Annotated in this window: 11 protein-coding genes; 5 read left to right on the top strand and 6 right to left on the bottom strand. The window is 63.7% G+C overall.

All coding sequences use genetic code 11. The features are described 5' to 3' along the window. Window positions 1–27 precede the first annotated feature (27 nt). Window positions 28–438 carry a MarR family winged helix-turn-helix transcriptional regulator gene (locus FQ755_RS23505; protein ID WP_186308639.1) on the top strand — a complete coding sequence of 137 codons (411 nt, stop codon included), beginning with the start codon at window positions 28–30 and terminating at the stop codon, window positions 436–438. On the opposite strand, the gene FQ755_RS38560 is transcribed toward FQ755_RS23505, so the two are convergent. Beyond that, a complete protein-coding gene (locus FQ755_RS38560; protein WP_144157413.1) occupies window positions 427–660 on the bottom strand; it encodes a hypothetical protein in 234 nt (77 codons plus the stop codon). The two genes, FQ755_RS23505 and FQ755_RS38560, sit on opposite strands and share 12 nt — an antisense overlap. A gap of 302 nt (window positions 661–962) precedes the next feature. On the opposite strand from FQ755_RS38560, the gene FQ755_RS23495 reads away from it, so the two are divergent. From FQ755_RS23495 to FQ755_RS23485, 3 genes are read left to right on the top strand one after another with little or no spacing between them, the layout of a single operon-like run. Further along, a complete protein-coding gene (locus FQ755_RS23495) occupies window positions 963–1,556 on the top strand; it encodes a cytochrome b/b6 domain-containing protein (RefSeq protein WP_144157412.1) in 594 nt (197 codons plus the stop codon). A 2-nt stretch (window positions 1,557–1,558) separates the two neighbouring features. Next, window positions 1,559–2,350, top strand: a complete 792-nt coding sequence (locus FQ755_RS23490; RefSeq protein ID WP_144157411.1) for a molybdopterin-dependent oxidoreductase — start codon at window positions 1,559–1,561, stop codon at window positions 2,348–2,350. A gap of 53 nt (window positions 2,351–2,403) precedes the next feature. Next, a complete protein-coding gene (locus FQ755_RS23485; protein ID WP_144157410.1) occupies window positions 2,404–3,018 on the top strand; it encodes a hypothetical protein in 615 nt (204 codons plus the stop codon). A gap of 245 nt (window positions 3,019–3,263) precedes the next feature. Here FQ755_RS23485 and FQ755_RS23475 read toward each other — a convergent pair whose 3' ends face one another. Next, window positions 3,264–3,560, bottom strand: coding sequence for a hypothetical protein (locus FQ755_RS23475; protein ID WP_144157409.1), 297 nt, complete (start codon window positions 3,558–3,560; stop codon window positions 3,264–3,266). Window positions 3,561–3,774: 214 nt separating this feature from the next. On the opposite strand from FQ755_RS23475, the gene FQ755_RS23470 reads away from it, so the two are divergent. Further along, window positions 3,775–6,825, top strand: a complete 3,051-nt coding sequence (locus FQ755_RS23470; protein WP_144157408.1) for an AAA family ATPase — start codon at window positions 3,775–3,777, stop codon at window positions 6,823–6,825. On the opposite strand, the gene FQ755_RS23465 is transcribed toward FQ755_RS23470, so the two are convergent. The 4 genes from FQ755_RS23465 to FQ755_RS23450 form a co-directional block, all read right to left on the bottom strand. Beyond that, window positions 6,822–9,932, bottom strand: coding sequence for an ATP-binding protein (locus FQ755_RS23465; RefSeq protein WP_186308638.1), 3,111 nt, complete (start codon window positions 9,930–9,932; stop codon window positions 6,822–6,824). The genes FQ755_RS23470 and FQ755_RS23465 overlap by 4 nt on opposite strands. Next, window positions 9,929–11,599, bottom strand: coding sequence for a LuxR C-terminal-related transcriptional regulator (locus FQ755_RS23460; protein ID WP_144157406.1), 1,671 nt, complete (start codon window positions 11,597–11,599; stop codon window positions 9,929–9,931). The genes FQ755_RS23465 and FQ755_RS23460 overlap by 4 nt, the downstream gene beginning before the upstream one ends. Before the next feature lie 132 nt (window positions 11,600–11,731). Further along, entirely contained in the window at window positions 11,732–12,856 is a 1,125-nt protein-coding gene (locus tag FQ755_RS23455) for a helix-turn-helix domain-containing protein (protein ID WP_186308637.1), read from the bottom strand. A 187-nt stretch (window positions 12,857–13,043) separates the two neighbouring features. Further along, window positions 13,044–13,457: a MucR family transcriptional regulator gene (locus FQ755_RS23450; protein ID WP_144157404.1), complete on the bottom strand. Its 414-nt coding sequence runs from the start codon at window positions 13,455–13,457 to the stop codon at window positions 13,044–13,046. Window positions 13,458–13,664: the final 207 nt, after the last annotated feature.

The raw sequence follows: 13,664 nt of genomic DNA, 5'->3' as shown, positions 1-13,664 counted from the left end.
CATTTGGCCAAACAGTCAAGAGGATGCATGACGAATTGGGACCTGTTGCAACTGAACCTTCAGTTTTACGAACGCATCACGCAAAACGCGGAACGTGCGTTGGCCGCCGACAAGCTGGACGTGAAGGGCGTTTTTCTGCTGGCTTCAATTGATGAGCTGAAGCATCCGGCTGCGCTCGCCAAACGACTGACCCTGCCGAAGCCCACGGTGACTTTTTTGATCAAGAAATTTGAACAAGCCAACTACGTGGAAAGAAAAACCGTAGCTTCGGATTTGCGGCGGTTTGAAATCAACCTAACCCCGCTGGGCCGCAAGGTGTGCGAGCGTGGCCGGAAAACGCTTAGCGACGCCTTCGGCGTCAGCCTCGACAAACTCAGCCTCAAGGAAAAAGAGCAGTACAGCGCGATATTGCAGAAGTTGGCCGCGTTAAAAGAATAGGCGGCTTTTCATTTTAGGCGCCAGTTGCGGCGCGTGCTTCGAGCATTCGTTGGCGGTTGCCCATGCCACGCCGCTCCGGACGAGCCGGCCGACCTGACGCTCACACGGTTGCAGTCGTTCAGCCGCACGACCGGGCTTCAGTCCCATCTCCACGATCGCCTGGACCATCTTCAACCGGTCGAGTTCGCGCATGTTCAGTGTCACCAGTTCGGCTTGACGCATGCTGGGCTCCCGCAGTCCGACCGCAAGCGCCCAGCATGACTCCAGCTGCAAAACACGACATCTGTATCTTGCTCAAACACGACATTCTCATATTGCTGCTACATCGTTTTTGTTGATAATTTATCTTATGTCAAATTAAAAACCCAACCCTCAAACCCCAACAAGCCAACCATCCTCCAAGGTCGGTCATTTGACCGATACCGCCGCACCGGCTCCGCTGCGATCCTTAGCACCAATCTAAAACCGGTTGTCCATCAGTCAATACGCGTCCGGCACCCCGTGTCATCGCAAGTGAGATCGCCTTGAGCCACGTCACCATCCATCCCATCTGGGTCCGCATTTTTCACTGGATCAACGCCGCCGCCGTAATCGCCATGTGCCTGAGCGGTTGGGCGGTGTACAACGCGTCGCCGATCTTCCCGGCATTCAGGTTTCCGGCGTCCATCACGCTGGGCGGCTGGCTGGGCGGCGCCCTGCTTTGGCACTTCGCGGTCATGTGGCTGCTGGTCGCAAACTTTCTCGCTTACGTGGGACTGGGCGTCGTAACCGGACGTCTGCGCAAGAAACTGTTTCCCGTCAGCGCTCGCGCGGTTGCCGCCGATCTCGTCGCGGCCCTGCGCGGCAAGCTCAGTCACGGCGATCTCAGTCATTACAACGCCGTGCAGAAGATCGCCTATCTCGTCGTGATGGCGGATATCGCGCTGGTGGTGCTGTCGGGATTGACGATCTGGAAGCCGGTTCAGTTTCCGCTCCTGCGCACGCTGATGGGCGGTTTCGATAACGCGCGCATCGTTCACTTTGTTGCAATGAGCGTGCTGGTTGGCTTTTTTGCCCTGCACGTCGTGATGGTCGCGCTCGTCCCGCGTTCTTTGCTCACCATGATTCGAGGCCGGTAATCATGCACTCTCCGAAACGCAACGCGGCGCTCGCTCCCGCATTCCGGCCTGATGCGGAATCCATCATCAAGGATGCACAGAAGGGACTCTCCTCGTCCTCACGCCGTTTGTTCGGCAAGCGGATTCTCTCGCTGGGCGGCTTGATGCTTCTGTCGGGCTGCGACCTGACAAACGACAAGTCGGTCGACACGATGCTGCGCAGGATTTCTTCCTTCAACGACGACGCCCAGGCGCTGCTCTTCGACCCGCGCGAGCTGGCGCCCACCTATCCGGAATCGATGATCACCCGGCCGTTCCCGTTCAACGCCTTTTACGACATCGACGAGGTGCCGGATGTCGACGCCCAGACTTATCGTCTGGAACTGAAAGGACGGGTCAAGGGCAAAGTCATCTGGACGCTCGACGAATTGCGTGCGTTGCCGCAGCAAAGCCAGGTGACCCGGCATATCTGCATTGAAGGATGGAGCGCCATCGGCAAATGGGGCGGCGTGCGCTTCGCCGACTTCCTGCAGCGCGCCGGCGCCGATACGACGGCGAAATACGTCGCTCTGCACTGCGCGGACAACTACTGGACGAGCATCGATATGCCGACGGCGCTTCATCCGCAGACGCTGCTGACGTTGACCTACGACGGCAACACGCTGCCCGCGAAATACGGCTTCCCGATGAAGCTGCGCATGCCGACCAAGCTGGGTTACAAAAATCCGAAGCACATTGTCGCCATCACGGTGACCAACGAGTTTCCCGGCGGCTATTGGGAAAACCAGGGATACAACTGGTTCGGTGGTTCCTGAGCCGCTAGCCAAGTCATCTTTTAACCAACCGCAACAAATATTATGGAGTACTTATGTCTATTCGTCTGAAGCTGTCAGTTTCCTTTTTGGCACTCACGTTCGCCGGCGCGGCGTTCGCGCAATCGGCCGCGACCAAACCTGAGCGCATTCGCGGCGAGATCGTGTCTTTCTCGGGTAATACCCTTCAGGTACACCGCCGCAGCGGCGACTCAGTCACCATCGAACTCAAGGACTCGACGGGTCTGAACGCCGTGAAGGCCATCCAGCTGGCGGATATCAAGGCCGGCTCGTATGTCGGCGCGGCAGCCACGCCGGGCCCGGACGGCAAGTTGACCGCGAAGGAAGTGCTGGTGTTCCCGGAAGCCGCAAGGGGCACCGGTGAAGGCCACTACGCGTGGGACTTGGGGGCGAACACCTCGATGACCAACGCGAACGTCGATACCGTTGTGGAAGGTACCAGCGGACGCGATCTGAAGCTGTCGTACAAAGGCGGCAGTAACACCGTCAATGTGCCTGCCAACGTCCCGGTCGTCACGCTCATTCCGTCCACCCGCGACGACCTGACGACGGGCAAGAAGGTGTTCATCGTGGCGACCCCGGAAAAAAACGGGACATACGACGGCAACCTGGTCGTGGTGGAAAAGAACGGCGTGGCGCCGCCGATGTAAAACCGCACGATGCACCCGCCTCTGCCTAAGGAGAGCGCCTTCCCCGGACGGATCAAAGCGGTTGACGAGCCTTCCGGAGGGGCGTGGTGCATCCTCAAGACTTGCCGGCTCAGCTTGAGTAGACCGGTGCGTCCCATTGCTTCGTGGAAGGTCGCGCTGCCCGGTGCGCCGGGCACGTCCGCGATGCGGCCATCGGCACGCGCGATGCATGCGGCGCGCGCGAACCGCGTCGCATCAATCCCGCCTCATGTATCCGTCACGTCCGAGGGCGCCAACGAAGGCCGCTGGCCCCGCTCGTGCTCCGTCCGGTCGCGCAGTTTCAGTTTGATCGAGGTCGCGCTCGTGCCCGCATTCAGTTCGACGAGCCACTCGCACGCCACGTCTTCCTCGGCTTGCCGCGCTCGGATTTCCGCCGCGTACTTTGCGACCTTTCGTTCGAGACGGGCGACATTCTTGCCATCCCGTTGCGAGACCCAGCCAACGACGGACCCGCCAAGCGTGCCGAGCACCGCAATGATTGCCGCCGAAATCTGTACGTCCATCGATTTTCCGTCCCGTATCTGGCCGCCGCGAGGGTCCCTGCCCCTCCTTTATGCCACATCCGGCCTGAGCTTGCCGATCTCCATGGCCTGACTGTCGAGCGCCGGTACAGCCGAGGTTTTCGCTGACATTTTGCCGGTATAGAATCGGCTGGATGTTTAAAGCGACGCTATACAGGATTGCAGCAATGGACGAGCCGCGCGGCCGGAGACAAACGTGAGCGATTTCCCGCCTTTTCGACTTGATCGGGCCAATCAGTGCGTCTGGCAGTCCGCGCCGGATGGCGGCGAACGCCGGCTCAATCTCAGGCCGCGCGCCTATGACATGCTGCAATACCTCGTGGACAATGCCGGCCGCCTCGTCACGCATGACGAGTTTCTCGACGCGCTCTGGCAGAAAGTGCTCGTGCAGCCGGAAGTGCTCAAGGGGCATATGCTGTCGATACGCACCGCGCTCGGCGACGATCCGGCCCACCCCAGGTTCATCGAAACGCATCGCGGCCGGGGCTATCGCTTCATCGCACCGCTGCGAAATCGCAGTCCAGTCCATGCCGTCGACGCGGCGGGTGCCGCAACTGACGGCACATTCGTCGGGCGCACGCCGCAGTTGAACAGGCTCAAGGCCCTTTTCGACGAGGCCCGCGCGGGCGAGTCGCGAATCGTGTTTGTGGCCGGCGAGCCGGGAATCGGCAAGACCACGCTCGTTAATCAGTTCCTCGAATCGTTCGACGGCCGTGACGACGTCCTCACGTCGCTCGGGCGCTGCGTGGAGAGCTACGGCGGCACCGAGCCGTATTATCCGGTGCTCGAGGCGCTCGCGCAGCTGGTGCGCGGCGACGCCGGCGCTGCCATGACCCGCAGCCTGATTGCGAGCGCTCCCACCTGGGCGGCGCAGCTTCCCGGGTCGGTGCCCGAGCGGCATCGCGCTGCACTGCAGCGGCAACTGATCGGCGCCGTCAGCGGTCGCATGTTGCGCGAAATCTGCGAGTTTTTTGCTGCACTGTCGGTGCAAAAACCGCTCGTGCTTGTTTTCGAAGACCTGCATTGGTCCGATTATTCGACGGTCGATATGCTCTCCGCCCTCGCCCGTCATCGCAATCACGCCCGCCTGATGGTAGTCGTGACGTATCGCCCTGAAGATGCGGAAGTTGCTCACCATCCCGTCTGTCGCCTGAATCGCGATCTCGGCTTGCAGAAGCTCTGTCACGACATCCTGCTCGAACCGCTGACCGAAAAAGCGATTGCCGAGTACCTTGAAGGCAAGGCGCAGCATCCCCGCGACAACGGCCTCGCGCAGCTTGTTTGCGAACGCTCCGGCGGCAATCCGCTTTTCATGGTGGCCACGCTCGATCATCTGGTCGCGCAAGGCATTGCGCAGTCCACGCCCGAAGGCTGGAAGCTGCACGTGTCGCCTTCGGAAGTACGGCTCGAAGTGCCGCTGACGTTGAGCCAGGTGATCGAGCATCGCATCCAGCGTTTGACGGGCGAACAGCAGCGCGTCCTTGAAGCCGCGAGCGTCGCGGGGCTCGGCTTCGATGCCACGCTTCTCGCTCCCGTGGCACAGCTAAGCCAGGAGGATGTCGAAGATATCTGCGAGATGCTGTGCCGGCAGGAGAGCTTCATCCGCCGCGAAACTCCCGCGCCGCTCGATCACGTGATCGCGGCGCGCACCTATGCGTTCCGCCACACGATGTATCGTCAGACGTTCTACGAGCGCCAGGGGGCATTACGCACCGCGCATTCCCATCTGCGTATTGCCGAGGAGCTCGAAGCGCGCTGCGCGCCCGAAGCACGCGGCAGCATTGCGGCGGAACTGGCCCAGCATTTCGTGGCGGCGCGGCAATGGTCGCGTGCGCTCGGTTATCTGCGCATCGCCATTCAGACCGCAAAAAGGCGCCTCGCGTACAACGACGCGCTCGCGATTCTCGATCGCGCCATGATGCTGGCCGCCAATCTGCCCGATGCCGCACGCGCGAGCGCGGAAGCCGAATTTCTCGAAGGACGCGCGTCGGTATTGACCGCGGCACACGACCGGCGCGCCCGCGAAACCTGCGAGCAACTGGCCGTGCGCGCGGCGCAACTCGGCCTGATCGACATTCAGAGCCGCGCATTGCTGAGCCTCGCTTACGCCTATAGCTGGCGCGACCAGTTGCGCAGCAGCCGTATCATCGACGAAGCGCTCGCGCTGAGTGAACGGCAGACGCAAACGCAGCAGCAGGCTCGCACGCGCATTAGCTGTTATGTCTGGAGAATGTGGGTGCGCGGCTGGAATGCGGACGACATCCGCCAATGCGAGGTCGCGCTCGAAGCCCTGCGTCGCGGCGACGATCCGTTCACCACCGCCTGGTCGCAATGTGAATACAGCATGGTGCTGATGGTATCCGCGCGCTATCAGCAGGCGCAGGACACCATTCTCGCGAGCTACCGCTTCCTCGTCGACAACGACGAGAACCGGCCCGAATTCAACATGGCGCGCGCCACGTGGATGGTCAATCTCGGCCTGCCCTGGACGTTGCTGTACCTGGGCGAGTTCGGCCGCGCGCAGCAGGAGTTCGACCGCGCCATCGCGATGTTTGCGACCAACGGCAATCAGTACGGTGCGGATACGCTGACGCTATACCGCTGCTGGCTGCAATTTCATGCACTCGACTTCGACGCCATGCTCGAATCCTGCACACAGGTTCTAGCCGAAACGCCGGGCGAAACGGCGGCGCGCCGCTCCACCCTCCCCGCGGAGCAACGGCTCGGCCTTCTGCTGAAAGGCCTGGCGTATCTCGGCCGCGGCGATACGCGCGCGGCACGCATTCATTTGCTCGACGTGCTGCAGCGCATGAACGACGAACCGGTGATTTTCGACTGGTATTGGCGGCTTTCGCTCGAATGGGGACTCGCGAATCTGGCGCTCGCCGAAGACGCGCTCGATGAAGCGATGACGCATGCCGCGCGTCTCGTCAAGCTCGCCACCAGCACGGAAGAACGTACCTGGCACGGCTTGGCGTGGGAAGTTCAGGCGCGTGTCGCGCTGCGGCTTGGCGCGGTAGCGGACGCCATAACCTGCGTCGATAAGGCGTTCGCCGCCACGCAGGCGCATCGAACGCCGCTCGCGGACTGGCGTATCCATCGCACTGCGAACGAAGTGTATCAACTGGCCGGCGACGCGGAAGCGGCCACGCATCACGCCGAACTGGCCGCCACCAGGCAGGCCGCGCTTGCCGCGAGCCTGCCTGCCGGGCATCGTCTGCGCGACACGCTGGAAGCGGGCTGCTAGTCCTCGACCAGGTCCGCGAGACGCCGGCCCACCTCGACGCCGTTGCCAGCAGCGTCCCGTGGAATCGACCCCGCCAGACGGATGCGTGACTCGACGCCACGCTGGCGCGCCGCCACCATGCGTTCCACGTCACCACGTGCCTCGTGAATCGACGCCGCGGTGCGATGGAGGCGCCAGTTCGCGAGCGGCGTCTCGAAGCCTTCGGTTACCGAAAACGCCGCTTCCAGATGCGTCACGGCATTCTGCAGATCGCCCTCGGCCAGCGCCGCTCTGGCCATCGTCTCCCACGCCAGCGCCTGCCACGTCCGCTCTTCGGTCGCGAGCGCGCGGGCGAGGAAGCGGCGGGCGCGAAACTGGGTGGCTTCGCGATCGGCGGCGGCAATCGCCAGGCCGGCCCAACCCCATTCGAGCGCCAGCCGCCAGTACCAGTCGAACATGATGGGCGCTTCATCCATTTGCTGTTCGGCTTCGGCAAAACGCGTCGCGGCGTCGATGTGTTCGCCAAGGCCGGCATGCGCCAGCCCGGCGAGAATGGTCCAGACGCGCTGCTGCGGCGGCAGAAGGGCGGCGCGCTCGCGAACCTCGGCGTCGGAGCCGGGACGATCCAGCGCCTCGCTGAACTGCCGGTCGAGTTCGACCACCGTTTCGAAGTCCATCGTATGGACCAGCAACCAGCCGCGATAGACCTGCAGCGTGCGCGCCGCAAAGTAATTGCCGTTCTCGTGAAAGAGCTTGATGCCGCGATCGAATTCTTCGAGCGAGCGCCCCAGTTCGCCGAGCGACAGGGTCGCCCACGCCACGCCCAGATGCCTCATCCACGTGCCGCGCGCGATGTCGAAGCCCGGGTGGTGCACGGCGTGCTCGTATAGCACCTCGTAGCTTGCCTGCGAGGTGTGCAGCGCCGCGCGGTACTGCGTCGACACCATCATGAGCATGCAATGTTCCAGTTGCGCGCGAGCCATGGAAACCGGATCCGCGATCTCGCGCAGCACCGCGAGCGCATCCATGGCTTGCCGTGCATCGGCGGCGTTCCAGCCTTGCGTCCAGATGCGCCGCACATGACACGCGAGTTGCGTGGCGGCGCTTATGCGCCGGTCCGGATACGTCGCGCACAACGCGAGCGCATCGTCGAGGTATGCCACTGAGCTATCCTGATCGTTCCAGCTCAGGACGTAGGCAAGCCCGAGCAGCGCGCGCAGTTGCACTTCGATCTTGCCAGTCTGGGAGGCCTGTTCATGCAGTGCCCGATATGCGCCCACGGCCTGCAGATCGTGAGCGGCCGCGAGCAACACCGCGCGGGCTTCGACAAACTCGATGCGGCGCAACGAGCGCAGGTCGGCCGGCAAATGCGCGAGCAGAACATCGGCCTGATCGAGCGCCGCCAACGCCTCACGATAAGCATAACGAACCTTCGCCGTTTGCAAGGCGATTCGCACATAATCGAGCGCCTTGTCCCATTGTTGCGCATCCGCGAAATGCCGGCATAACTCCGTGGCGATGCCGCTGCGCTGCCCTGCCGGATACAGCTTCTCAAGACGCTCGCCGGTCAGCCGATGCGAAGACGAGCGCCGCGTCAGACCCTGGCGGTCATAGAAAACACTGCGAACCAGCGTGTGCGTGAATTGGAACGACTGCGCGCTCGTGCCGTCGGGCAAACTCCAGACACCGGCGCGACGAATGAACTGGCCGCGGCGAGTCAATTCCTCACAGAGTTCTTCGAATGCCTCAAGGGACATCGCAGCCGCTTCGGCCGTGGTGAGGGCGGAAAACGTCAGCCCGACCACACTGGCCGCTTCGAGCGCACGCTGCGTGCTGGGCGCGAGCCGCTGGATACGCATTTCGATCACTTGAGCGATCGTGCGCGGCAGTGCTTCGCGCAACTGCGCGGCCGTCGCGCGCTGCTGCCAGCCATTGGGCGTTTGCTCCACGAGGCCGCGCTCGTGCAAATGCTCAAGAATGGCCTGCATGAAAAGCGGATTGCCGCCGCAACGCTCGGCTATCAGATCCGCCAATTCTTCGTCGAGCGGGTTCAGGCTTGCGCCGTGCATCAACCACGCACCGATTGCGTCCGGCTTGAGCGGCGCAAGCTCGATCACCTCGCACCCGCCGCGCAGCAACAGCGTATGACGGAGCTTCGATACGGGATGCTGGGTGCGGGCTGCGTCGTCGTTGCGGTACATTGCGACCAGCATCAGCCGCAGCGGCTCGTCGCGTTGCGCGAGTACGGCCAGCATGTCGATGGTCGAGAAGTCTGCCCAGTGCAGGTCGTCCAGCACGATCAGCAGCGGACGTTCCTCCGCCAGCGTTTGCAGCAGATCGCAGATTTCGCGCATCATGCGCTCGCGGCCGGCGCCGACCGTCTGCGCATGCAGCGATTCGCGCACGCTCGCCGGCACGTGGGCCGGCATCAGGACGGCCCACGTGGGCGCGATAGCAATGAGCGCCTGGGTGACCTGTTTGCCGCCCGCACCACGGCATAAACGGCCCAAGGCTTCGAGCACCGGGTAATACGGCTCGATTCCGCCATAGCCTTCCACGCAGCCGCCGCCCAATACGCGCGCATCGCCGTGCGGCGTTTCGGCGAGGAATTCGTCGACCAGCGCGGTCTTGCCGATCCCCGCTTCGCCCGCAATGAACACGATCTGCCGCATGCCAGCCAGCGAGCGCCGATGAGCGGCCTGCAACGTGTCCAGTTCCGGCCCGCGGCCCACGAAATGATCCGCCCGGCGCGCGAAGAAACCCGATTGACCACCCGCCGCAAACGCATCGACGGACGCGATGAACCGGTAGCCACGTCCGCGATGCGTCTCGATGTAGCGCGGATGATCGGCGTCGTCGCCAAGAGCACGGCGGATCGCCGCGACGTGGCCCTTGAGGACTTCGGGTTGCACGTGAACATCCGGCCATACCGCTTCGAGTAGCGCGTCGGACGACACCAGCCGCTGCGGATGTTCGACCAGATGGCGCAGCACGGCGAAGGCTTTCGGCGGCAGATCGAGGCGAACTGCGGCGTGCGCCGGATGCACGCGCCAGAGGCATTGATTGGCCAGATCGAGCCGAAAGCCGGAAAACTGCAACGACGTATGGACGCGAAAGTCGTGATTCAAACTGCAAGACTCCTTGGAGGCTGAAGCAAACCGAGCCGGGTTGCCAGCGTGACCGCCTCGGTCCGGTTTCTGACCGACAGCTTGGTATAGAGATGCTTCGCATGCGACTTCACGGTTTCGGGCGCGATGCGAAGCTCGGCGGCGATCTGCTTGTTGGATAGTCCACGTCCCATCATCGCGACGATCAGGCGTTCGCGTTCGCTGAGTCCCGCGCCTGCGTGCTGACGCCGTGCCGCGGCGGACCCGGTCGTATCGCGCGTACCGCGCCGCCGGTGCATCAGCAGCATGCCCGCATACGGCAGCAGTTCGCGGACCTCGCTGAGCGGCGCGAGCCGTTGCTGGACAATCTCTTCGATCAGATCCGCGACGCGGGCACTGCAATCCATGAAGGTTTGATAGAGTCCGACGCCCGGCGCCAGTCTCAGCAAACCGACCAGCAACTCCAGCGCCGCCGCGCGTTGCTCTGTGACGAGCAGCGCCTCCACGAGCAACAGCGCGATGGGCACCGCTGCATAGAATCCGCCGCGCCGCAGGGTGGCGCGGTGGATCTGCTGCAACGAAACAATATCGACCGTACACGGCGTGCAGGCCAGCGCGACGCGCGCCCGCGCGACCGTATGAAAACGCGCGATCTCGAAGCTCACGTTGGCGCTCGTGGCCCGCGCGTCATTCGCAAGTTCGGCGAGGCGCCGCAGACCACTCCCGGCCTGTTCGTTGCGTCCGCTGCCGGCTTCGATTTCCACCTGCTGCGCGAGGCTCGCGGCCCGCAGTCGCAGCCAGCCGCGCCGTTCACCGAGCGCCTCCGCTTCGTTGAGGATCACCCGCGCCCGGCCGAATTGTCCCCGGCTGGCGGCGATACGCGCGAGCAACCCGTGCGCCCGCAGCGCGCTTTCAACCGTACAGCATTCGCGGATATTATCCATCCGGGCCACCAGCAGCGCCTCTGCTTCGTCCACCTGGCCCTGTTCATGGAGAGCCTGCGCCATGATGCAGGCAGGAAGCGCGTCGGCCTGCGCATGCTTGCCGGCGAAGCGCCGGCCGTTCTCGAGCGCCTGATCGGCCAGCAGGCGCGCCGCACGGAAGTGCATCTGATCGAGCGCGACGGCCGCATCCAATGCCAGATCGAACAGCACGGAAGCCGCCCGTATCCGGCGCGGGTGATCGTCGAGTGTGATGCGCTCCACCGCATGAAAGCGCTTGAGGTCGCCGAGCCGCCAGTACACGCTGCGGCAGACGGTCAAGGCGACGTGCGCTGTCGGCAAACCTGCGTCCGGCCCGCAGGCCGACAATGCCGCCGGCAAGGCGGCCGCTTCGTCGTCCTGAAACACGCACGCCACTGCGCGCAGCGCCGCAATCTCGCAGCGCAATGCTTGCGCCACGTTGGCGGACAACGTGTGGGCGCGCTGTTCGATCAGTTCGGCAATCGCGAGTGCTTCACGGCAATCGAGGCGCATGACGCTTCGCCATGCGCGTTCGAGATCGAGCCTGAGCTTCGCAAAACTGGCGCCGACGTGGGCGTTCCGCAGGTCCCCGGCCGCGCGGCTTCCCAGCAACACAGACGCGGGGACTGCCGCAGGAGCATGGGCGAGAGCCAGCGCGCGCCGCGCGCCGACTTCAGATGTTCCGCCAGATTTCGAAAGGCTTTCGTATGCAACGATATCGTTCATTTCAGGCTCCGTCGGGACACCGGATCGTTGCAACTCATCAACGAGGGAATATGCCGTCCAGACTAAACCTGGCGCCACCGCGAAGCGTGATGATTCGGTTATTTTTCGGTAATGGCCCGGTCTTGGTGCTGCCTATACGTGGTCTATACGGGACTTCGACGGAGCACGCCGCGGGAGAGGCGTTAGATCAGACGATTCGTCCGCTAAAACCGCGCCGTCACACAGCCGCCTTCCTTCCGCGGCAAGACTGACCAGGTCCTCGCCTGGCACCTTGCCGCGCATCCGCATGCGCCACGCATTGGGCGGCTCGCCGATCATCCGCTTGAAGACCGCAGTGAAGTGCGCGTGCGAGCTGAAGCCGCAACTGAGCGCTACGTTGAGCACGCTGAACTCCGACGAGCGCAGCAGCATCTGCGCATGCTCGAGGCGGCGACGCAGCAGGTAAGCGTGCGGCGAATAGCCGGTCGTCGAGCGAAACTGCGCGGCGAAATGCATGCGCGTGAGACCGGTGCTGGCTGCGACTTCGGCGAGCCCGATCGGGTTGGCGAGGTTCGCCTCGATGAAATCGATTGCTCGCCGCAGACGCCATCGCGGCAGCGCCGTGTGTCTGGAGAGCACCTGCGCGGCGCTGTCGTCCGCGCGGGGCGCCAGCAGGCGCGCGACGATCGCATCGCAGACGCTGTCCGCATACATCCGGCCGAAGCTATCGGCGAGCGAATTGGCGTCCTGCAGCGCGAGCGCCAGCCGTTCGATGGCCACGTCACGAAAGATTCGCGGACTGCGATCCGCCAGCTCGGCATGCGCGAGCGACCCGTCGGCTTCCGCATAGCGCCGCGCCAACAGCGACGGCGTGATGAAAAGATGCATCACACGGCACGGCGAAGCGTAAAACGCCTTGACGCTTTGGCCCGGCGCGGTGACCTGGATCGAACCGGGCATGAGCGGTCCATCGCAGATGATCTCGCCGCCGTGCTGGAATTTGAGCGTCGTCGCAGTCAGGCTGATGCCGACCGTATAGAAGCGCGCATCGCCCGCGCTCGAGACTTCGTGCTGCGCGCCCATCCCCTCGCCCCAGTTTCCCGCGAGAATGCGCTCCGCGGCGGCCGCATCCGCCGCGGCGAACGGCGCGCAACGCCAATGTTCTTCGGCCCGCACGACGGCACCCTCGCCCGCGCACAAGCGCGCGTCAAGGCCGCTGCCGGCAGCCGCACGGACCGCCCGGCGAACCCTCGCTGCGTCCTGTGATGGACTGGACATACCGTCACTCCCTGTCAATGCAGCCCGCGGCCAGGGCCGGATAGCCGCACGCTCGTGGCGGTGCCAACCGGTCCGGCGCAGCATGCTCGCGGCCGCTTTCGTTGCTGAGCATCATGCGCGACAGGGGCGCCCCTGCGGTATCCCTCGGATGGGTGACATCGCGGCGTTCACACGCGCCCGGCTTGCGTTACGCTTTGTCAGGACGACGCGGTTTGATCGCGCCGGCGGGATGATTCTTCGCAATGACCGAACGCAGCGCCGAGTAAGCGGGCGCGACCATCGGATAGTCGGCGGGCAAGCCCCATTTGGTCCGGTATTGTTCAGGCGTCATGCCGTAGCGGTGCTGGAGATGACGTTTGAGCGACTTCAGCTTGCGGCCGTCTTCGAGACAGACCAGATAGTCGTCGTGGATCGATTCGGCGATGGGGACCGCCGCCTCGACAGTTGCATGCGCATCCTCACTCGAGTCGCATAGTGCGGACAGCGCAGCGTGGGTGCTCGAAATGAAGGCGGGTAAATCGGCTGCCGGCAGCGGATTGCACGAGACGAAGCTCGCCACGATCTCGGCGGTCAATTCGATCAGATGAGGGCGTTCCGTCACAAGCGGCCTCGCGGACGCACAGATCCTGCTTCAATGCACAGCATGCCGCAACATGGCGGGCGGATTCGCGCGATCATGGCCTTGCCTCCCTGTCAGGCGGGTACGACGCTCAAATTAGTGGTGCGTGTTGCGCGGGTCAATCCCCCGAATGGGGGCGCACCCGCGCGACCGCTAGAAATGCAGCCCGTATGCAACCCATGCAGCGTT

Source organism: Paraburkholderia sp. BCC1885 (assembly GCF_900996235.1).
Taxonomy (GTDB): domain Bacteria; phylum Pseudomonadota; class Gammaproteobacteria; order Burkholderiales; family Burkholderiaceae; genus Paraburkholderia.
The sequence above is the reverse complement of the archived record's forward strand: the minus strand, read 5'-3'. Positions and strand labels throughout refer to the sequence as shown.

What these genes read in the sequence shown, in the direction of transcription:
- FQ755_RS23505 (WP_186308639.1), top strand. Translation starts at nt 28, where the DNA reads ATGACGAATTGGGACCTGTTGCAACTGAACCTTCAGTTTTACGAACGC.
- FQ755_RS38560 (WP_144157413.1), bottom strand. Translation starts at nt 660, where the DNA reads ATGCGTCAAGCCGAACTGGTGACACTGAACATGCGCGAACTCGACCGG.
- FQ755_RS23490 (WP_144157411.1), top strand. Translation starts at nt 1,559, where the DNA reads ATGCACTCTCCGAAACGCAACGCGGCGCTCGCTCCCGCATTCCGGCCT.
- FQ755_RS23485 (WP_144157410.1), top strand. Translation starts at nt 2,404, where the DNA reads ATGTCTATTCGTCTGAAGCTGTCAGTTTCCTTTTTGGCACTCACGTTC.
- FQ755_RS23475 (WP_144157409.1), bottom strand. Translation starts at nt 3,560, where the DNA reads ATGGACGTACAGATTTCGGCGGCAATCATTGCGGTGCTCGGCACGCTT.
- FQ755_RS23460 (WP_144157406.1), bottom strand. Translation starts at nt 11,599, where the DNA reads ATGAACGATATCGTTGCATACGAAAGCCTTTCGAAATCTGGCGGAACA.
- FQ755_RS23455 (WP_186308637.1), bottom strand. Translation starts at nt 12,856, where the DNA reads ATGTCCAGTCCATCACAGGACGCAGCGAGGGTTCGCCGGGCGGTCCGT.